Origin of the sequence: Pseudomonas sp. R11F (genome assembly GCF_050312575.1) — a bacterium.
Classification (GTDB): Bacteria; Pseudomonadota; Gammaproteobacteria; order Pseudomonadales; family Pseudomonadaceae; genus Aquipseudomonas; species Aquipseudomonas palleroniana.
Genome location: NZ_JBNPJU010000078.1, coordinates 132,968 through 150,972, shown reverse-complemented (window position 1 = coordinate 150,972; position 18,005 = coordinate 132,968). Strand labels below are relative to the sequence as shown.

Sequence of the window (18,005 nt, the reverse complement as noted above, 5' to 3'; positions counted from 1 at the left end):
ATAGCCTGTAAACCATGTCCCCGGTTAGAAATGTAAACGATGTCCCCGGTTTGTACCGGGGCAAGCCCGCTCACTACCAAGCTTTATTTTTCGGGCATCGGCATCGGAAACGGCATGACATTGCCCACGCCCCGGGCCTCGCTGATCTTCGGCGTGCCCAGGCGCTCCACCTCGTCGATGCGCACAATCGAATGCATCGGCACAAAGCTGCGCACCACGCCTTCAAACTGCGCCTTGAGCTTTTCCTCGCCCGGGTCGACGACCAACTGGGTGCGCTCGCCAAAGACGAACTCTTCCACTTCCAGGAAGCCCCACAGATCACTTTGATAGATCTGCTTGGCGTACATTTCGAACACCTGGCCCTGGTTGAGGAAAATCACCTTGTAGATTGGAGCTTCACGTTTGGTCATGGTGGGCAAACAACACATCGGGGGATATAAAAGGGGGCGCGAACTATAGCATGCCACCCGATGCACAACGCTAGGAACCCATGGGCATGCCCCCTATAATGCGCGGTTCTTTACCACCAGTTGACGATCCCCATGGCCAAGAAGCTTTACATCGAAACCCACGGTTGCCAGATGAACGAGTACGACAGCTCGCGCATGGTCGATCTGCTGGGCGAACACCAGGCCCTGGAAGTCACCGCCCGCGCCGAAGATGCCGACGTGATCCTGCTCAACACCTGCTCGATCCGCGAACGAGCCCAGGACCGTGTGTACTCCCAGTTGGGCCGTTGGCGCGAATTGAAGCTGGCGAACCCGGAGATGGTAATCGCCGTCGGCGGCTGCGTGGCCAGCCAGGAAGGTGCTGCGATCCGCGACCGCGCGCCCTATGTCGATGTGGTCTTCGGCCCACAGACCCTGCACCGCCTGCCGGAAATGATCGACGCCGCCCGCGTGACCAAGTTGCCGCAGGTCGATGTCTCGTTCCCGGAAATCGAAAAATTCGACCACTTGCCCGAGCCGCGCATCGACGGGCCGAGCGCCTACGTGTCGGTGATGGAAGGCTGCAGCAAGTACTGCACCTTCTGCGTGGTGCCTTACACACGCGGTGAAGAAGTCAGCCGGCCGTTTGACGATGTGCTGTCGGAAATCATCCACCTGGCCGAAAACGGCGTGCGCGAAGTGACCCTGCTGGGCCAGAACGTCAATGGCTATCGCGGCCAGACCCACGACGGGCGCCTGGCCGACCTGGCGGAGCTGATCCGCGTGGTGGCTGCGGTCGACGGCATCGAACGCATTCGCTACACCACCTCCCATCCGCTGGAGTTCTCCGACAGCCTGATCCAGGCCCACGCCGAAGTACCGGAACTGGTCAAGCACCTGCACTTGCCGGTGCAGTCGGGCTCGGACCGCATTCTGGCGGCCATGAAGCGCAACCATACCGCCCTGGAATACAAATCCAAACTGCGCAAACTGCGGGGGGCGGTGCCGGGCATCTGCATCAGCTCGGACTTCATCGTCGGCTTCCCGGGCGAGACCGAAAAAGACTTCGAGCAGACCATGAAGCTGATCGAAGATGTTGGTTTCGACTTTTCCTACTCGTTCGTCTACAGCCCGCGCCCGGGCACCCCGGCCGCCGATCTGGCGGACGACACCCCCGAAGCGCTGAAAAAAGAACGCCTGAACGCACTGCAGCATCGCCTGAACCAGCAAGGTTTCGAGATCAGCCGACAAATGGTCGGCTCGATCCAACGCATCCTGGTCACCGACTATTCGAAAAAAGACCCGGGCGAACTGCAAGGCCGCACCGAGAACAACCGAATCGTCAACTTCCGCTGCGACAATCCGACCCTGATCGGCCAATTCGCCGACGTGCACATCGACGCGGCACAACCGCACTCGTTGCGCGGGTCGTTATTGCCGTGACCTTGTGAACGACACAGATCAAATGTGGGAGGGGGCTTGCTCCCGATGAGGGAGTGTCAGCCCCAGATGCTTTATCTGGACCACTGCTATCGGGAGCAAGCCCCCTCCCACACTGGGATTACGCCGAATTCGGGTTATATAAGTGCTTTCGCACACCGGCGGCTGGCGTTATCCTCTCTTTCACCTCAACAGCCAAAGGGCGGCTAAAAGCGACCTTGAACGCACCCATAGAACCTCATCGTTTTCTCCTCGAGCCCTTTGAGGCTCGCCGTTTCGCCAACCTGTGCGGACAGTTCGACGAGCACCTGCGCCTGATCGAACAACGTCTGAGCATCGAGATCCGCAACCGCGGCAATCAGTTCGAGCTGATTGGCGAACCCCAGCACACCACGTCGGCAGAAAACCTGCTGCGTCGCCTCTACCGCGAAACCAAAGGTAGTGAGCTGTCGCCGGAGACCGTGCACCTGTACCTGCAGGAATCCGCCGTGCAAGACCTGGCCAACAACCCGGTGGCCGAAGCCAGCGTGGCCCTGCGCACCAAGAAAGGCATGATTCGCCCACGCGGCTTGAATCAGCAGCGCTACGTCAAGGAAATCCTCGGCAACGACATCAACTTCGGCATCGGCCCCGCCGGTACCGGCAAGACCTACCTGGCGGTAGCCTGCGCGGTGGATGCCCTGGAGCGCGAGCAAGTACGCCGCATCCTGCTGGTGCGCCCGGCGGTCGAAGCCGGCGAGAAACTCGGCTTCCTGCCCGGCGACTTGGCGCAGAAGATCGACCCGTACCTGCGCCCGCTCTACGACGCACTTTACGAGATGCTCGGCTTTGAATACGTGGCCAAACTGATCGAGCGCCAGGTGATCGAGATCGCCCCGCTGGCCTATATGCGCGGTCGCACCTTGAACAACAGCTTCATCATCCTCGACGAGAGCCAGAACACCACCGTCGAGCAGATGAAAATGTTCCTGACCCGTATCGGTTTCGGCTCCACCGCCGTGATTACCGGTGACATCACCCAGGTCGACCTGCCCAAGGGCACCAAATCGGGCCTGGGCCAGGTGATCGAGGTACTCAAGGATGTGCCGGGCATCAGCTTCACGCATTTCATGCCCAAGGACGTCGTGCGCCACCCGCTGGTGCAGCGCATCGTCGAAGCCTACGAGCGCTTCGAACACCAGGGCGACGCCCCGAAGGACGCACGCCACGATGCTTGAGCTAGACCTGCAACTGGCGACCGACGCGCCCGCGCCCAGTGAAGAACAGTTTCGCCGCTGGTGCGCCCTGGCCCTGCGCCAGCGCACCGCCGACTCTGAGCTGACCATCCGCCTGGTGGACGAGCCTGAGGGCCGTGAGTTGAATCACACCTGGCGGCAAAAGGATTACGCCACCAACGTGCTGTCCTTCCCCGCCGACGTACCGGATGAGTTACTGGATATTCCCCTGCTGGGCGATCTGGTCATCTGCGTGCCGGTGGTGGAGCGCGAGGCGCGTGAACAAGGCAAGGAACTTGAAGCCCACTGGGCCCATCTAGTCATCCACGGCTGCTTGCATCTCTTGGGTTACGACCATATAGACGATGACGAAGCCGAGGAAATGGAAACACTGGAACAAACGTTGCTTGCAGAACTGGGTCACCCTGACCCTTATGCAGATGACGAAAACTGATCAACACTTAACCTATACAACAAAGGATTCAGAGTAATCGCTATGAGCGAAGACCGATCGAGCAACGGGCAGAAGTCATGGCTGGGCAAGTTGACCCAGGCTTTTGCCCACGAGCCGAAAAACCGCCAGGAGCTGCTGGAGCTGCTGCGCGAAGCCCATCAGAACAAGTTGCTGGACAGCGAAGCGCTGGCCATCGTCGAGGGCGCCATCCAGGTCGCTGACCTGCAAGTACGGGACATCATGGTACCGCGCTCGCAGATGATCAGCATCAAGGCGACCCAGACCCCACGGGAATTCCTCCCGGCCGTGATCGACTCGGCGCACTCGCGCTACCCGGTGATCGGTGAAAGCCATGACGATGTCATGGGTGTCCTGCTGGCCAAGGACCTGTTGCCGCTGATCCTCAAGGAGAACGGTGACAACTTCAACATCAAGGACCTGCTGCGTCCGGCCACCTTCGTGCCTGAATCCAAGCGCCTGAATGTGTTGCTGCGCGAGTTCCGCGCCAACCACAATCACATGGCCATTGTGATCGACGAATACGGTGGCGTGGCTGGCCTGGTAACGATCGAAGACGTACTGGAGCAGATCGTCGGCGACATCGAAGACGAACACGACGTCGAAGAAGACAGCTACATCAAGCCCCTGCCCAGCGGTGACTTCCTGATCAAGGCGCTGACGCCGATCGAGAACTTCAACGAGTTCTTCGACAGCGAATTCTCCGACGATGAGTTCGACACAGTGGGCGGCCTGGTAATGAATGCGTTCGGGCACCTGCCAAAGCGTAACGAAACCACCGAAATCGGTGCGTATCGTTTTCGCATCCTGAATGCGGACAGCCGTCGCATCCACTTGATCCGCCTGACACCTATTGCCCGCTAAGGACTGATATGCGCCGCTTTATAGCCCCCGGCTGGCCCGGTAACTTGCTGGCCGTGGTGGCCGGCGCCGTCACCACCCTGGCCCTGGCACCCTTCGACCTGTGGCCGTTTGCCCTGGTGGCCGTCGGATTGTTCTATGTCGGGCTCCGGGAACTGACGCCACGCCAGGCCCTGGGCCGTGGCTGGTGTTTCGGTTTCGGCCTGTTTGGCGCCGGCACCAGCTGGATCTACTACAGCATCCACCACTTTGGCGGCGCTTCGGCGCTGCTGGCCGGCTTCCTGATGCTGCTGTTCACCGCCGCCATCGCCTGGTTCTTCGCCCTGCCCGCGTGGCTATGGGCACGCTGGCTGCGCCGTAATGAGGCGCCGCTGGCGGACGCGCTGGCCTTTGCTGCGTTGTGGGTCGGCCAGGAAGCGTTCCGCGGTTGGTTCCTCACTGGCTTCCCGTGGCTGTACTCCGGCTACAGCCAGCTCGACGGCCCGCTCAGCGGACTCGCGCCGCTGGGCGGCATGTGGCTGATTTCCTTTGCCCTGGCACTCACGGCGGCCCTGCTGTGCAACCTGCCCCGCCTGTTGGCGGGCAAGCGCAACGCTTTTATCGGTGCGGGCCTGGTGCTGCTGGTTGGGCCATGGGCCGTCGGCTTTGCACTTAAACACCATGCCTGGACCAGCCCTGCCGGCGCGCCACTGAGCGTGGCCGCGATCCAGGGCAACGTCGAACAAAGCATGAAGTGGGACCCTGAGCAACTCAATGCGCAGCTGGCGCTGTACCGCGACATGAGCTTCAGCGCCAAGCGCACCGACCTGCTGATATGGCCGGAAACCGCTGTACCGGTGCTCAAGGAGTCCGTCGAGGGTTACCTGGGCATGATGGGCAAGTTCGCCGCCGAGCGGAACTCCGCGCTGATCACCGGCGTACCGATTCGCCAGGAAGTCCATCACGAGAAGCGCTACTTCAACGGCATCACGGTTGTGGGCGAAGGCGACGGCACCTACCTCAAGCAAAAGCTGGTGCCTTTCGGTGAGTACGTGCCGCTGCAAGACCTGTTGCGCGGGCTGATCGCCTTCTTCGACCTGCCCATGTCGGACTTCGCCCGAGGCCCTTCTGACCAGGCCATGCTCCAGGCCAAGGGCTATCACGTTGCGCCGTTCATTTGCTACGAAGTGGTGTACCCGGAGTTTGCCGCAGGCCTGGCGGCCCAGAGCGACCTGCTGCTGACCATCAGCAACGACACGTGGTTCGGCCGCTCCATCGGCCCATTGCAACACCTGCAAATGGCGCAGATGCGGGCTTTGGAAGCCGGTCGCTGGATGATCCGCGCCACCAACAACGGCGTGACCGGCCTGATCAACCCATTCGGGCAGATCACTGCGCAGATCCCACAGTTCGAACGCGGGATTCTCTACGGAGAGGTCGTGCCGATGCACAACCTGACGCCGTACCTGCAATGGCGTTCGTGGCCGCTGATCATCGTGTGCGTGCTGCTGTTTGGCTGGGCGCTGCTGGCCGGCCGGATGTCCAAGGCGCTCTAACCGAGAATGTGGGAGGGGACTTGCTCCCTCCCACATTTTGATCTGCGGTGTTATCGGTAGAACAACCGATACCCTACCTGCCCCACGGCCTCGTTGAGCAACTGCCCGCTCTGCCACACCGACTTGAACTCGGGCATCCAGCCTCCTAGCGGTCGCGCATTGTCTATGCCAAGGAACCCCACCGGCCCAGGCACCACCGTGAAACCGGCCTTCTCGAAGCTCCACACCGAACGCGGCATATGCCAGGCCTGGGTCACCACGACGACGCGCTTGATGCCCTGGGGCAACAGGATTTCGGCACTCATCTGCGCGTTTTCCCAGGTGGTACGGCTACGCTCTTCCTTCCAGCGTACGGTGACGCCAAAGTCATCCTGCATCGACACAGCCATCAGCTCGGCCTCGCTGGGCGGCGTGCCGTAGTGCAAGCCGCCGCTGGTCAACACCGGCAAGCCGGATGCCTTGGCCAGACGTGCGGCATAACGCTCGCGCTCCAACCCGATCCCGGTCGGCTGGTCAGTTCCCCATGCGGAGTCACCGCGCTCGCGTCCCGACCCCAGTACCACAATCGCATCGGCCCGTTGCGCCAGGCTCGCCCACTCTTCACGGGCCAGGGGTGGTTCGGTCTCCAGCGCTTGCGCCCCCCATTGCACCATCACCGGCAGGCTCATCAGCCACATGCCCCCCAAACCCAGGGCAAAGCAAAACCCTGCCAGGCGCGGGCGGCTGCGACGAACCCACCAGGCGAACGCCAGCAACAGCAAGAAGATGCCGGGCGGCAGCAATAGTTGTTTGATGAAATAACGAAAAGGCATCGGGCATCTCCTAAGATGCCCGAAGCCTAGATGCAACGGGGTTCAGCGACAATCCTTACCAGCACATTACGAGAAACCAACGACAGACACGCGGTTTATTTCACTTGCACCTCACCGCCTTGAGTTTGTCGCCTGCCCGCCCGGCGGACAGGTCCTTCAGCCAGATCACCTTGGCTGAACGCGTCGGCTCTTGAGACTGGGACGGCGGGGAAGCCTGCCCAGGAGAGGCGCGATGTTGATTCAATTCCAGGTAGCGCTTGATCAGCTCAAGTTCAGCCTGGCTCAAGCCTCGCAACTCCAGTTCCAGAGGCCGCTCATCACGCAATCGGCCTGCGGTTTTTGCAGCATCCAATGCCCGACCCAAACGGTCGATCAGCCCTTCATACAATTGCGGTTTCGTTAAGGTTCGCTGCGATTCACCCATCCCCTCACCTCATTGAAGAAATACTTGCTCCCCAATAAACAGCGTAGTCTGCGTGACTGTGCCTGCCCGGCGCCGCGACAGACGGCCTCGACCGCGCAATCAGGGTTTCCCTCGATAGAGTGGGGTCATGTATGCTACGGCGCTTCCTGTAACTCCACTTCCCGCAGGGTTTGGGCACAGACGCGCCGCTTTTTGGCGTCGATTACCTGAATGTTGTACCGAAGAGGATTAGGCCACCCCTATTCAGTTCAAAAGTAGCCATGCACGAACAATATCAGCCCCGTGAAATAGAAAATGCCGCCCAAACCTTCTGGGACGAGCAAAAGTCCTTTGAAGTCAGTGAACAGCCAGGCAAGGAGACTTACTACTGCCTATCGATGTTCCCTTACCCCAGCGGCAAGCTACACATGGGGCACGTGCGCAACTACACCATCGGCGACGTCATTTCCCGCTACCAGCGCATGCTCGGCAAGAACGTCCTGCAACCCATGGGTTGGGACGCCTTCGGCATGCCGGCGGAAAACGCCGCGATGAAAAACAACGTGGCGCCCGCCAAGTGGACCTACGAAAACATCGCCTACATGAAGACCCAGCTGCGCAGCCTGGGCCTGGCGGTGGACTGGTCCCGCGAAGTGACCACCTGCAAGCCGGACTACTACCGCTGGGAACAATGGCTGTTCACGCGCCTGTTCGAAAAAGGCGTGATCTACCGCAAGAACGGCACCGTGAACTGGGACCCGATCGACCAGACCGTACTGGCCAACGAGCAGGTCATCGACGGTCGCGGCTGGCGTTCCGGCGCGCTGATCGAAAAGCGCGAAATCCCGATGTACTACTTCAAGATCACCGCTTACGCGGATGAACTGTTGTCGAGCCTCGACGATCTGCCGGGCTGGCCGGAACAGGTCAAGACCATGCAGCGCAACTGGATCGGCAAATCCAAGGGCATGGAAGTGCAGTTCCCGTACAACGTCGATTCGATCGGCGAAGCGGGCGCACTGAAAGTCTTCACCACCCGTCCGGACACCCTGATGGGCGCAACCTACGTTGCCGTCGCCGCCGAACACCCGCTGGCCACCCAGGCCGCGCAGAACAACCCTGAGCTGCAGGCATTCATCGCCGAATGCAAAGGCGGCAGCGTGGCCGAAGCCGACGTCGCCACCCAGGAAAAGAAAGGCCTGCCAACCGGCCTGTTCGTCGAACACCCGCTGACCGGCGAGAAGCTGCCGGTGTGGGTCGCCAACTACGTATTGATGCACTACGGTGACGGCGCGGTAATGGCTGTGCCGGCGCACGATGAACGCGATTTCGAGTTCGCCACCAAGTACAGCCTGCCGATCAAATCCGTGGTGCGCACCAGTTCCGGCGACACCAACCCGGCCCCGTGGCAAGACGCCTATGGCGAGCACGGCACGCTGATCAACTCCGGTGAGTTCGATGGCCTGGATTTCCAGGGCGCTTTCGACGCCATCGAAGTCGCCCTGATCAAGAAAAACCTCGGCGCCTCGCGCACCCAGTTCCGCCTGCGCGACTGGGGTATCAGCCGCCAGCGCTACTGGGGCTGCCCGATCCCGATCATCCACTGCGAAAGCTGCGGTGACGTACCGGTGCCGGAAGACCAATTGCCGGTGGTACTACCGGAAGACGTGGTGCCGGATGGCGCCGGTTCGCCGCTGGCGCGCATGCCCGAGTTCTACGAGTGCAACTGCCCGAAATGCGGACAGCCGGCCAAGCGTGAAACCGACACCATGGACACCTTCGTCGAGTCCTCGTGGTACTACGCCCGCTACGCCTCGCCGCACTATGAGGGCGGCCTGGTGGAAAAAGCCGCGGCCGACCACTGGCTGCCGGTGGATCAGTACATCGGCGGTATCGAACACGCCATTCTTCATCTGCTGTACGCGCGTTTCTTCCACAAGCTGATGCGCGATGAAGGCCTGGTAAGCTCCGATGAACCGTTCAAGAACCTGCTGACCCAGGGCATGGTGATCGCCGAGACTTACTATCGCCGCGAAGCCAATGGCGCCTACACCTGGTTCAACCCGGCGGACGTGGAGCTTGAGCGCGACAGCAAAGCCAAGGTGATCAGCGCCAAGCTGAAAGCCGACGGCCTGCCGGTGGAAATCGGCGGCACCGAGAAGATGGCCAAGTCGAAGAACAATGGCGTCGACCCACAGTCGATGATCGACCAGTTCGGCGCCGACACCTGCCGCCTGTTCATGATGTTCGCCTCGCCGCCCGACATGAGCGCCGAATGGTCCGACTCGGGCGTCGAAGGTTCACATCGCTTCCTCAAGCGCGTCTGGCGCCTGGCGCACGCCCATGTCAGCCAGGGCCTGCCGGGCAAGCTGGACGTTGCAGCCTTGAGCGATGAGCAGAAAGCCGTTCGCCGCAGCACTCACCTGGCTATCCGCCAAGCCAGCCAGGACGTGGGCCAGAACCACAAATTCAACACCGCCATCGCCCAGGTGATGACGCTGATGAACGTGCTGGAAAAAGCACCGCAAGCCACCGAACAGGACCGTGCGTTGATCCAGGAAGGCCTGGAAACCGTCACCCTGTTGCTGGCACCGATCACCCCGCACATCAGCCACGAACTGTGGAGCCGCCTGGGCCACAGCGACGCGGTCATCGATGCACGCTGGCCAGTGCAGGACGACAGCGCCCTGGTACAGGACACCCTGCAACTGGTGATCCAGGTCAACGGTAAACTGCGCGGCCAGATCGACATGCCGGCCAGCGCCTCTCGCGAGGAAGTTGAAGCGGCGGCGCGTTGCAACGAAAACGTGCTGCGCTTTACCGAAGGCCTGACGATCCGCAAAGTGATCGTGGTGCCGGGCAAACTGGTCAATATCGTCGCTAGCTAATCGGATCGGGCGCGGGGCTTGGGCCCTGCGCCGAACAAAGCCTTCAGGGCCTCGATAGGGCCCACATGGTTTCAAGGGGAGCAACAAAATGATCAAACGCAACCTGCTGGTAATGGGCCTTGCCGTGCTGCTGAGCGCTTGCGGCTTCCAGCTGCGCGGTACCGGCACCAACGAGCTGTCACTCAAGGAACTCGACGTCAGCGCCCGCAACGCCTACGGCGAAACCGTCAAGCAACTGCGCCAGACCCTGGAAAACAGCGGCGTGCACGTTTACGAAGGTGCGACTTACAAGCTGAACCTGATCGACGAGCAGGAAACCCAGCGTAACCTCAGCTACGCCAGCGCCGGTCGTGCGTCGGACATCGAGCTGAATACCAAAGTCGTGTATGAACTGCGTGGCCGTGATCAGCTGCCATTGATGGGCGACAAGGTGGAAGTGCAGAAGGTCGTCAGCCACGACGGCAACAACCTGGTGGGCTCGGACTCGGAAATTATCCAGGTGCGCAAGGAAATGCGTCGTGAGCTGATCCAGCGTCTGATGGTCCGCCTGCAACAGCTGACCCCGGAAAAACTGGCAGCCCTGCAACAGACGGCTGACAACAAGGCCAAGGCTGACGCCGATGCCCTGAAAGCCGCGCAGGAGTATGAAGACAACACGCCGAAACAATCGCCTGTTGAAGTCCCTGCCGAGTAAGCCATACGGGGCGCCCCAGGCGCCCCGTTCGCCCTGCCTATGAAACTCGCTCCCGCTCAACTCGCCAAACACCTGCAAAGTGGCCTCGCGCCTGTCTACATCGTCAGTGGGGATGACCCGCTGCTGTGCCAGGAAGCCGCCGACGCTATCCGCGTGGCTGCGCGCCAGCAGGGCTTCGATGAACGCCAGGTGTTCAGCGCCGATGCCAGTTTCGACTGGGGGACGTTGCTGCAAGCCGGCGCGAGCATGTCGCTGTTCGCCGAAAAACGCCTGCTGGAACTGCGCCTGCCTTCGGGCAAACCCGGTGACAAGGGCGCAGCCGCCTTGATGGAATACTGCTCACGCCCCGCCGAAGACACGGTCTTGCTGATCAGCTTGCCCAAGCTCGATGGCAGTGCGCAGAAGACCAAGTGGGGCAAGGCGCTGGTTGAGGGTGCGCAGACTCAGTTCATCCAGATCTGGCCGGTAGACAGCAACCAGTTACCCCAGTGGATTCGTCAACGGCTGTCCCAATCGGGGCTGTCGGCGACGCAAGACGCGGTCGAGCTGATCGCTGCGCGGGTCGAAGGCAACCTGCTTGCCGCCGCCCAGGAGATCGAAAAGCTCAAGCTGATGGCCGAAGACGGGCAGATCACCGTCGAAACCGTGCAAGGCGCAGTGGCTGACAGCGCGCGCTTCGACGTATTCGGGCTGGTGGATGCGATCCTCAACGGTGAGCCCGCCCACGCCCTGCGCATGCTCGAAGGGCTGCGCGGCGAAGGCGTCGAACCGCCGGTGATTCTCTGGGCCCTGGCCCGGGAGCTACGGGTGCTAGCCAATATTGCCCTGCAATACAGCCAGGGCACGCCCCTGGACAGAGCCTTCAGCCAGGCCAAGCCACCCGTCTGGGACAAACGCAAACCCCTGATGAGCAAAGCCCTGCAACGGCACTCGGCGCAACGCTGGGCGCAGTTATTGCTGGAGGCACAACGCATTGACGCGCAGATCAAGGGCCAGGCGGCCGGTTCGCCGTGGATGAGCCTGAGTCGCTTGTCGCTGTTGATGGCGGGTCAGCGGCTCAGCCTTCCCGCCGAATAACCTTCCTTCGCAGATTTTGACTGCGCTTACATTCCAAGAAACTTGTCAGGCTTTACAGCCGCACAACTTCGGCAGATTATTTGCACCGCTTCTTCCCCCCAACGAGAGTACCCACCATGAGCAAAAAGCCATCCAAGCATGGCCCCAACAAGGCCAAATCCATCATCGCCCAGCCACTGTTCCGCAGCCGTCAGGAACGCGCCGGCAAGGGCAAAGGCAGTTACCGCCGCGAAGCCTTCCAGTCTAATAGCTGGGAGGCTTCTTACTTTCTGGCTGCCTGAAGGCAAGCGCCCCTCCGGCATGATAAGGTCTGCACCTGATCTGTAATTCCTGGACCTGTGCATGCCCTCTAGTCTTTCCCGTCGTTGGCACCTTCGCCAATTGATCGCTGCCTCCAGCCTCATTCTGCTTGTCGCCTGCGCGGAAAAACCCACCGCCGCAGATGCCCAGCCCCTGCCTAAACTCCAGACCGCGCCGGCCGTAGCGCCCGCAGTGGTGGCCCCGTTGGCGGTGGACAATCTCGATATCCAGCCGACCCAAACCTTTGCCGAGTGGATGGCCGGGTTTCGCGCCGAAGCCCTGAAGGCCGGCATCACGCCAGCGGTGTTCGATAACGCCTTTGCCGGGGTCACGCCCGACATGGCGGTCATCCGCGCCGACCGCAGCCAGCCGGAATTTTCCCGCCCGGTATGGGAATACCTCGACGGCGCACTGTCGCCGCTGCGTGTACGTAATGGCCAGGCCTTGCTGATCAAATACGCCGATATCCTGCAACGCATCGAGGAGCGTTACGGCGTTGATCGCCAGGCGCTGGTCTCCGTCTGGGGCATGGAAAGCAACTTCGGCCAGTTCCAGGGCAACAATTCGGTGATTCGCTCCCTGGCGACCCTGGCCTATGAAGGCCGTCGCCCGGCGTTCGCCCAGGCCCAACTGCTGGCGGCGCTGCAAATCATCCAGCATGGCGATATCGCTGCCGACCAGATGAAAGGCTCCTGGGCCGGCGCCATGGGCCAGACCCAATTCATCCCGACCACCTATAACACCCACGCGGTCGACTTCGACGGCGACGGTCGCCGCGACATCTGGAACAGCCCGGCCGACGCCCTCGCCTCCACCGCCCATTACCTGCAGAGCTCCGGCTGGCAGCGCGGCCAGCCGTGGGGCTTTGAAGTACGGCAATTGCCAGCCAACTTCGACTACAGCCTGGCCGACGGCGGCATCCGCAAGACCGTCGCCGAATGGATGCGGTTGGGAATCCAGCTGCCGCCCGGCAGCAGTATGCCGCCGAATGTCGAGCAACTCTCCGCCGCCCTGCTGCTGCCGGCCGGTTATCGAGGCCCGGCATTCCTGGTGCTGGATAACTTCCGGGCGATCCTCAAGTACAACAACTCTTCATCCTATGCGCTGGCGGTGGGCTTGTTGTCGCAACGGTTCAGCGGAGCAGGTGTGATCCTCGGCAGTTGGCCGAAGGACGAGCTGCCGCTGAGCCGCTCCCAGCGTATAGATTTGCAGACAGTGCTCAGCGCCAAGGGTTATGACGCGGGCAACGCAGACGGGATCATCGGCGCGAATACGCGCAAAGCCATTCGCGCGGCGCAGCAGTCATTGGGCTGGCCGGCGGATGGGTATCCGACGGTGAAGCTGCTGGAGTCGTTGCAGAGCCGGTAGATCGGCTTATGGCGACTGACGCCATCGGGAGCAAGCCCCCTCCCACACTGGCTGTATTCACATATCTGAATTTGTGAACACCGTCGTTGTGGGAGGGGGCTTGCTCCCGATGGCGGTTTCAGGGTTTAAACACCACATCCTGTTCCAACACCACCCGCTGCTCCCCCGCATCCAACCGAACCAACGCGCCCATCGGCAGTGTCAGGTTCGGATCGCAATGCCCACTGCGCCAGCCGGACAGCACCGGAATGCACAGCGGCTCGAAGGTCTGCTTCAGCAGGCGCTCTAACGCCGCTTGATCCACCCCGGCGACATCCCCCACCAGCACGCCGGCGACCTGGGCCAACTTGCCTGCCAGGCGCAAATGGGTCAGCAGCCGGTCGATCCGGTAAAGGGGTTCATTGACGTCTTCGATCAACAGGATGATGCCCTCAGCCTCGATCTCGTAAGGCGTGCCCATCACTGCCGCGATCATCGACAGGTTGCCGCCCAGCAAGCGCCCGCAGGCAATGCCCGGCGAGACGGTGCTCAACGGGTAGGCCACCGGGTGCGCTAGCACGCTGCCGGTGCCCTGTTGGCCGCGCAGCATGGCGAACAATGAAGACTCGGTAGGTGGCAGCTTGCCTCCCAACAGGTCGGCATTGAGCATGGGGCCATGGAAGGTCACGAACCCCGCGTAACGGCTGATTGCCAGGTGCAGCGCGGTAATGTCGCTATAGCCCACGAAAGGCTTGGGGTGGGTGCGTAGCAGGTCGAAATCGATGCTATCGAGCAGCCGGGGCGTGCCGTAGCCGCCGCGCAGGCAGAAGATCGCGTCGATGTCAGGGTCGGCAAACGCCTTGTGAAGATCGTTGAGGCGGGTTTTATCGCTGCCGGCAAGGTAGCCGTCGCGCTCATAGACCCCAGGGAAGATTCGCAGTTGGTAGCCGCGGGCACGCATCCACTGGCCGGCTTTTTCGACATCCAGCGCGGCGGGGCCGGCGGGTGCGATCAGGGCAATGGTGCCTTCGGAACGCAGGGCTGGAACGGCTACGGTCATACACAACTCTCCCTAACTGACGCGCAACGAAATGTGGGAGGGGGCTTGCTCCCGATAGCGGTACATCTGCAGCACATAAGCTGCCTGATACTCCGTTATCGGGAGCAAGCCCCCTCCCACATTGGGTCTGAATCCCTATCAGGAAACCAGGCTTGCCTTGACCAGCTTGGCCTGCTCATCGGCATGGTACGAGGAGCGTACCAACGGGCCGGAAGCCACGTTCTTGAAGCCCATCTTGTAACCTTCCTCGGCGAACCAGGCGAAGGTGTCCGGGTGCACGAAACGCTGCACCGGCAGGTGGCTGCGCGACGGTTGCAAGTACTGGCCCAGGGTCAGCATGTCGATGTCGTGCTCGCGCATGCGCTTCATGACTTCGATCACTTCCTCGTCCGTCTCGCCCAGGCCGAGCATCAGGCCGGATTTGGTCGGAATGTGCGGCATCATCTGCTTGAATTTCTGCAGCAGGGTCAGCGACCACTGGTAGTCCGAACCAGGACGTGCAGCCTTGTACAAGCGTGGCACGGTTTCCAGGTTGTGGTTGAACACATCCGGCGGCTCGGCAGCGGTGATTTCAAGCGCTACGTCCATACGGCCGCGGTAGTCCGGCACCAGGGTTTCCAGCATCACGTTCGGCGACAGCTTGCGGATTTCACGAATGCAGTCGGCAAAGTGCTGGGCACCGCCGTCGCGCAGGTCGTCACGGTCCACCGAAGTGATCACTACGTACTTGAGGCGCAGGTCGGCGATGGCGATGGCCAGGCTTTCCGGCTCGTTGACGTCCAATGGCTTCGGCCGGCCGTGGCCAACGTCGCAGAACGGGCAACGACGGGTGCAGATATCACCCATGATCATGAAGGTGGCGGTGCCGCCGGAGAAGCATTCGCCCAGGTTCGGGCAGGAGGCCTCTTCGCACACGCTATGCAGCTTGTGCTTGCGCAGCAGGGACTTGATACGGTCGACTTCCGGGGAAACCGGGATGCGCACGCGGATCCAGTCAGGTTTCTTCGGCAGTTCGGTGGTCGGGATGATCTTCACCGGGATGCGTGCAACCTTCTCGGCGCCGCGCAGCTTGACGCCGGCTTCCACCTTGGCACGCGGGGCCGGGGCCGGACGTTCGGTAACGTCCACCGTCGGGATCATGGTTTGCACTGCATCAGTAGTCATAATCAGTCGATTCCGCCCGTCAGGGTCGTCTGCTCAGCATAGTCGAGGTGTTTGACGAGCTGCGCACGCAGCCGGGCACTTACCTCGGCAAATTTAATCGGTGTGGCATGCTCGCTCAATTGGGTCATGGCCAGCCCGGCGTAACCGCACGGGTTGATCCGGCGAAACGGCGCCAGGTCCATGTCCACGTTCAGGGCCAGGCCATGAAAGGAACACCCATGACGAATACGCAGCCCCAGCGAAGCGATTTTCGCGCCTTGCACGTACACACCCGGCGCATCGGGCTTGGCCGCGGCCGTCACGCCGTAACTGGCCAGCAGCTCGATCAGGCAAGCCTCCATGCGGCTGACCAGATCGCGTACGCCGAAACCCAGCTTGCGTACGTCCAGCAGCAGGTAAGCCACCAGTTGACCAGGCCCATGGTAAGTCACCTGGCCACCTCGGTCGACCTGCACCACCGGAATATCACCCGGCAGCAGCAGATGCTCGGCCTTGCCGGCCTGGCCCTGGGTGAACACCGGCGGGTGTTCCACCAGCCAGACTTCGTCGGGAGCCGAGGTACCGCGTTCGTTGGTGAAGCGCTGCATGGCATGCCAGACGGGCTCGTAGTCCATCCGGCCGAGCTCGCGAAAGCCCAGGACCTGCGACATCACAGCACCATGTGTACGAAGCCGGTGGCCCGCAGTTCGCTGTTGATGTTGTAGAGCTGGTCCTGATCCGTCGCAACGATGTGCAATTGGATCGTGGTGTACTTACCGTTGGTGCTCGAACGCTCGTCCACCCGGTTGTCGTTGATCGTGGCGTGTTTACGTACGATCTCGAGAATCTTGTCCTTGTTGCCTACACCGGTATCGCTGATCACTTTGACTGGATAATCAGTCACTGGGAATTCGATCTTTGGCGCCTTTACTTCTTTATCGGTCATGGCGTAACGGCCTCGTAAGCGTAAGCCGTGGCGACGGGCAAAGCCCCGTGTCGGGTCGACACGGGGCTTTGCAGGTGCACACTATCAGTTGAACAAGCTGTAGAAGAATAGACGGATGCTATCCCACACGCGGCGGAAGATACCACCTTCATCGACGGCGTCCAGAGCGATCAGGTCGGCGCTGTGCACCACTTTGTCGTCCAGCTTCACTTCGACCTTACCGATCACGTCGCCCTTGGCGATTGGCGCAACCAGATGCGGGTTCATGGTCATGCTGGCAGCGAGCTTTTTCAGCTGGCCTTTCGGCATGGTCAGGGTCAGGTCTTCAGCCAGGCCGGCCTTGACTTGGGAAGTTGCGCCTTTCCATACCGGCGCGGTCGCAAGCTCGGCACCCTTCTTGTAGAAGGTCTGGGTTTCGAAGAAACGGAAGCCGTAAGTCAGCAGTTTTTGCGTCTCGGCCGCACGAGCCTGCTCGCTGTTGGTACCGAAGACTACAGCGATCAGACGCTGGCCATCACGTACAGCGGACGACACCATGCAGTATCCGGCTTCGTCGGTGTGGCCGGTTTTCAGACCGTCGACGGTCTTGTCACGCCACAGCAACAGGTTGCGGTTAGGCTGCTTGATGTTGTTCCAGAAGAATTCTTTCTGGGAGTAGATCGCGTAGTGAACCGGGTCGACACGGATGATGGCGCGAGCCAGTACCGCCATGTCATGCGCCGAGGAGTAGTGCTCAGGGTTCGGCAGGCCGGTCGGGTTCATGAAGTGGCTATTGGTCATGCCCAGGTCGCCGGCGGTCTTGTTCATCAGGTCGGCGAATGCATCTTCGCTGCCGGCGATATGCTCGGACAGGGCGACGCTGGCGTCGTTACCGGACTGGATAATGATGCCGTGCAGCAGGTCACTGACAGTCACCTGCGAACCCACCTTGATGAACATCCGCGAACCGCCGGTACGCCAGGCGTTTTCGCTGACGGTCACCGGGTCGTTCTCGCCGATCTGGCCGCGACGGATTTCCAGGGTCGCGATGTAAGCCGTCATCAGCTTGGTCAGGCTGGCCGGTGGCAGGCGTTCGTCACCGTTGCTCTCGACCAGCACGTTGCCGCTGGCGGCATCCATGAGGACCCAGGCCTTGGCGGCCAGTTGCGGGGAAGCCGGCACCATCTCAGCCGCCCAGGCGGCCGGGGTGATGATCAGCGAAAGAAGCAGGCACGTGCGTTTGGCTAAGGTGGTGATGTTCATCCGTCTCTCGAAATTGCTTATAAAAACTTGCCCTCGCGGGCAAAACTATTCAGACAGCCCGCTTCCAGACTGTCGCGTGTTCGGTTGCCCGCTCACCCCTTGCCCCTGGGTTTTTATTGTTCAACGAGCCAACAACCAAGGCT

The 18,005-nt window shown here is 61.3% G+C and carries 18 protein-coding genes; 10 read left to right on the top strand and 8 right to left on the bottom strand.

What is annotated here, in order from left to right; all coding sequences use genetic code 11:
• Positions 1 to 83 precede the first annotated feature (83 nt).
• Entirely contained in the window at positions 84 to 410 is a 327-nt protein-coding gene (locus tag ACQRBV_RS26715; RefSeq protein WP_040071161.1) for a DUF1820 family protein, read from the bottom strand.
• Between the two features lie 132 nt (positions 411 to 542).
• Between ACQRBV_RS26715 and miaB the strand changes: the two genes are divergently transcribed.
• The 5 genes from miaB (at position 543) to lnt (ending at position 5,950) form a co-directional block, all read left to right on the top strand.
• Positions 543 to 1,871, top strand: coding sequence for a tRNA (N6-isopentenyl adenosine(37)-C2)-methylthiotransferase MiaB (gene miaB, locus ACQRBV_RS26710; protein WP_411985493.1), 1,329 nt, complete (start codon positions 543 to 545; stop codon positions 1,869 to 1,871).
• 215 nt (positions 1,872 to 2,086) lie between these two features.
• On the top strand, positions 2,087 to 3,085 hold the full coding sequence (locus ACQRBV_RS26705) for a PhoH family protein (protein WP_060754711.1): 999 nt from the start codon (positions 2,087 to 2,089) through the stop codon (positions 3,083 to 3,085).
• A complete protein-coding gene (gene ybeY, locus ACQRBV_RS26700) occupies positions 3,078 to 3,536 on the top strand; it encodes an rRNA maturation RNase YbeY (protein ID WP_060754712.1) in 459 nt (152 codons plus the stop codon). Before ACQRBV_RS26705 ends, ybeY begins: the two co-directional genes overlap by 8 nt.
• Before the next feature lie 42 nt (positions 3,537 to 3,578).
• Entirely contained in the window at positions 3,579 to 4,418 is an 840-nt protein-coding gene (locus tag ACQRBV_RS26695) for an HlyC/CorC family transporter (RefSeq protein WP_017735641.1), read from the top strand.
• Positions 4,419 to 4,426: 8 nt separating this feature from the next.
• A complete protein-coding gene (gene lnt, locus ACQRBV_RS26690; RefSeq protein WP_090365660.1) occupies positions 4,427 to 5,950 on the top strand; it encodes an apolipoprotein N-acyltransferase in 1,524 nt (507 codons plus the stop codon).
• Positions 5,951 to 6,000: 50 nt separating this feature from the next.
• Here lnt and ACQRBV_RS26685 read toward each other — a convergent pair whose 3' ends face one another.
• Both ACQRBV_RS26685 and ACQRBV_RS26680 read right to left on the bottom strand, forming a co-directional pair.
• Complete coding sequence (locus ACQRBV_RS26685; RefSeq protein ID WP_411985492.1) at positions 6,001 to 6,762, bottom strand: YdcF family protein; 762 nt, start codon at positions 6,760 to 6,762, stop codon at positions 6,001 to 6,003.
• A gap of 100 nt (positions 6,763 to 6,862) precedes the next feature.
• Positions 6,863 to 7,186 (bottom strand): hypothetical protein, encoded by a 324-nt coding sequence (locus ACQRBV_RS26680; RefSeq protein WP_104996059.1) that lies wholly within the window; start codon positions 7,184 to 7,186, stop codon positions 6,863 to 6,865.
• Between the two features lie 260 nt (positions 7,187 to 7,446).
• Between ACQRBV_RS26680 and leuS the strand changes: the two genes are divergently transcribed.
• From leuS to ACQRBV_RS26655, 5 genes are all read left to right on the top strand, one after another.
• Positions 7,447 to 10,053 carry a leucine--tRNA ligase gene (leuS, locus tag ACQRBV_RS26675; RefSeq protein WP_090365655.1) on the top strand — a complete coding sequence of 869 codons (2,607 nt, stop codon included), beginning with the start codon at positions 7,447 to 7,449 and terminating at the stop codon, positions 10,051 to 10,053.
• An 88-nt stretch (positions 10,054 to 10,141) separates the two neighbouring features.
• Positions 10,142 to 10,747, top strand: a complete 606-nt coding sequence (gene lptE, locus ACQRBV_RS26670; RefSeq protein ID WP_060754718.1) for an LPS assembly lipoprotein LptE — start codon at positions 10,142 to 10,144, stop codon at positions 10,745 to 10,747.
• Positions 10,748 to 10,786: 39 nt separating this feature from the next.
• Positions 10,787 to 11,824, top strand: coding sequence for a DNA polymerase III subunit delta (gene holA / locus ACQRBV_RS26665; protein ID WP_090365653.1), 1,038 nt, complete (start codon positions 10,787 to 10,789; stop codon positions 11,822 to 11,824).
• 116 nt (positions 11,825 to 11,940) lie between these two features.
• Entirely contained in the window at positions 11,941 to 12,105 is a 165-nt protein-coding gene (gene arfA / locus ACQRBV_RS26660) for an alternative ribosome rescue factor ArfA (RefSeq protein WP_003176285.1), read from the top strand.
• Between the two features lie 61 nt (positions 12,106 to 12,166).
• Positions 12,167 to 13,492, top strand: coding sequence for a lytic murein transglycosylase (locus ACQRBV_RS26655; RefSeq protein ID WP_205344993.1), 1,326 nt, complete (start codon positions 12,167 to 12,169; stop codon positions 13,490 to 13,492).
• 118 nt (positions 13,493 to 13,610) lie between these two features.
• On the opposite strand, the gene ACQRBV_RS26650 is transcribed toward ACQRBV_RS26655, so the two are convergent.
• The 5 genes from ACQRBV_RS26650 to ACQRBV_RS26630 all read right to left on the bottom strand — a co-directional run bounded on the left by ACQRBV_RS26650 (position 13,611) and on the right by ACQRBV_RS26630 (position 17,862).
• Positions 13,611 to 14,531, bottom strand: coding sequence for a S66 peptidase family protein (locus tag ACQRBV_RS26650; RefSeq protein ID WP_411985491.1), 921 nt, complete (start codon positions 14,529 to 14,531; stop codon positions 13,611 to 13,613).
• A 138-nt stretch (positions 14,532 to 14,669) separates the two neighbouring features.
• Positions 14,670 to 15,671, bottom strand: coding sequence for a lipoyl synthase (gene lipA / locus ACQRBV_RS26645; RefSeq protein WP_161548486.1), 1,002 nt, complete (start codon positions 15,669 to 15,671; stop codon positions 14,670 to 14,672).
• 26 nt (positions 15,672 to 15,697) lie between these two features.
• Positions 15,698 to 16,345: a lipoyl(octanoyl) transferase LipB gene (gene lipB, locus ACQRBV_RS26640; protein WP_104996062.1), complete on the bottom strand. Its 648-nt coding sequence runs from the start codon at positions 16,343 to 16,345 to the stop codon at positions 15,698 to 15,700.
• The gene (locus tag ACQRBV_RS26635; RefSeq protein WP_090365645.1) at positions 16,345 to 16,620 is read right to left on the bottom strand and encodes a DUF493 domain-containing protein; all 276 of its coding nucleotides are present in this window, start codon (positions 16,618 to 16,620) and stop codon (positions 16,345 to 16,347) included. Before ACQRBV_RS26635 ends, lipB begins: the two co-directional genes overlap by 1 nt.
• An 84-nt stretch (positions 16,621 to 16,704) precedes the next feature.
• Positions 16,705 to 17,862 carry a D-alanyl-D-alanine carboxypeptidase family protein gene (locus ACQRBV_RS26630; RefSeq protein WP_060754725.1) on the bottom strand — a complete coding sequence of 386 codons (1,158 nt, stop codon included), beginning with the start codon at positions 17,860 to 17,862 and terminating at the stop codon, positions 16,705 to 16,707.
• Positions 17,863 to 18,005 lie beyond the last annotated feature (143 nt).

Excerpts from the sequence above, each read along its gene's own strand:
- ACQRBV_RS26715 (WP_040071161.1), bottom strand. The coding sequence starts at position 410 with ATGACCAAACGTGAAGCTCCAATCTACAAGGTGATTTTCCTCAACCAG.
- miaB (WP_411985493.1), top strand. The coding sequence starts at position 543 with ATGGCCAAGAAGCTTTACATCGAAACCCACGGTTGCCAGATGAACGAG.
- ybeY (WP_060754712.1), top strand. The coding sequence starts at position 3,078 with ATGCTTGAGCTAGACCTGCAACTGGCGACCGACGCGCCCGCGCCCAGT.
- ACQRBV_RS26695 (WP_017735641.1), top strand. The coding sequence starts at position 3,579 with ATGAGCGAAGACCGATCGAGCAACGGGCAGAAGTCATGGCTGGGCAAG.
- lnt (WP_090365660.1), top strand. The coding sequence starts at position 4,427 with ATGCGCCGCTTTATAGCCCCCGGCTGGCCCGGTAACTTGCTGGCCGTG.
- ACQRBV_RS26685 (WP_411985492.1), bottom strand. The coding sequence starts at position 6,762 with ATGCCTTTTCGTTATTTCATCAAACAACTATTGCTGCCGCCCGGCATC.
- ACQRBV_RS26680 (WP_104996059.1), bottom strand. The coding sequence starts at position 7,186 with ATGGGTGAATCGCAGCGAACCTTAACGAAACCGCAATTGTATGAAGGG.
- leuS (WP_090365655.1), top strand. The coding sequence starts at position 7,447 with ATGCACGAACAATATCAGCCCCGTGAAATAGAAAATGCCGCCCAAACC.
- lptE (WP_060754718.1), top strand. The coding sequence starts at position 10,142 with ATGATCAAACGCAACCTGCTGGTAATGGGCCTTGCCGTGCTGCTGAGC.
- holA (WP_090365653.1), top strand. The coding sequence starts at position 10,787 with ATGAAACTCGCTCCCGCTCAACTCGCCAAACACCTGCAAAGTGGCCTC.
- arfA (WP_003176285.1), top strand. The coding sequence starts at position 11,941 with ATGAGCAAAAAGCCATCCAAGCATGGCCCCAACAAGGCCAAATCCATC.
- ACQRBV_RS26655 (WP_205344993.1), top strand. The coding sequence starts at position 12,167 with ATGCCCTCTAGTCTTTCCCGTCGTTGGCACCTTCGCCAATTGATCGCT.
- ACQRBV_RS26650 (WP_411985491.1), bottom strand. The coding sequence starts at position 14,531 with ATGACCGTAGCCGTTCCAGCCCTGCGTTCCGAAGGCACCATTGCCCTG.
- lipA (WP_161548486.1), bottom strand. The coding sequence starts at position 15,671 with ATGATCCCGACGGTGGACGTTACCGAACGTCCGGCCCCGGCCCCGCGT.
- lipB (WP_104996062.1), bottom strand. The coding sequence starts at position 16,345 with ATGTCGCAGGTCCTGGGCTTTCGCGAGCTCGGCCGGATGGACTACGAG.
- ACQRBV_RS26635 (WP_090365645.1), bottom strand. The coding sequence starts at position 16,620 with ATGACCGATAAAGAAGTAAAGGCGCCAAAGATCGAATTCCCAGTGACT.
- ACQRBV_RS26630 (WP_060754725.1), bottom strand. The coding sequence starts at position 17,862 with ATGAACATCACCACCTTAGCCAAACGCACGTGCCTGCTTCTTTCGCTG.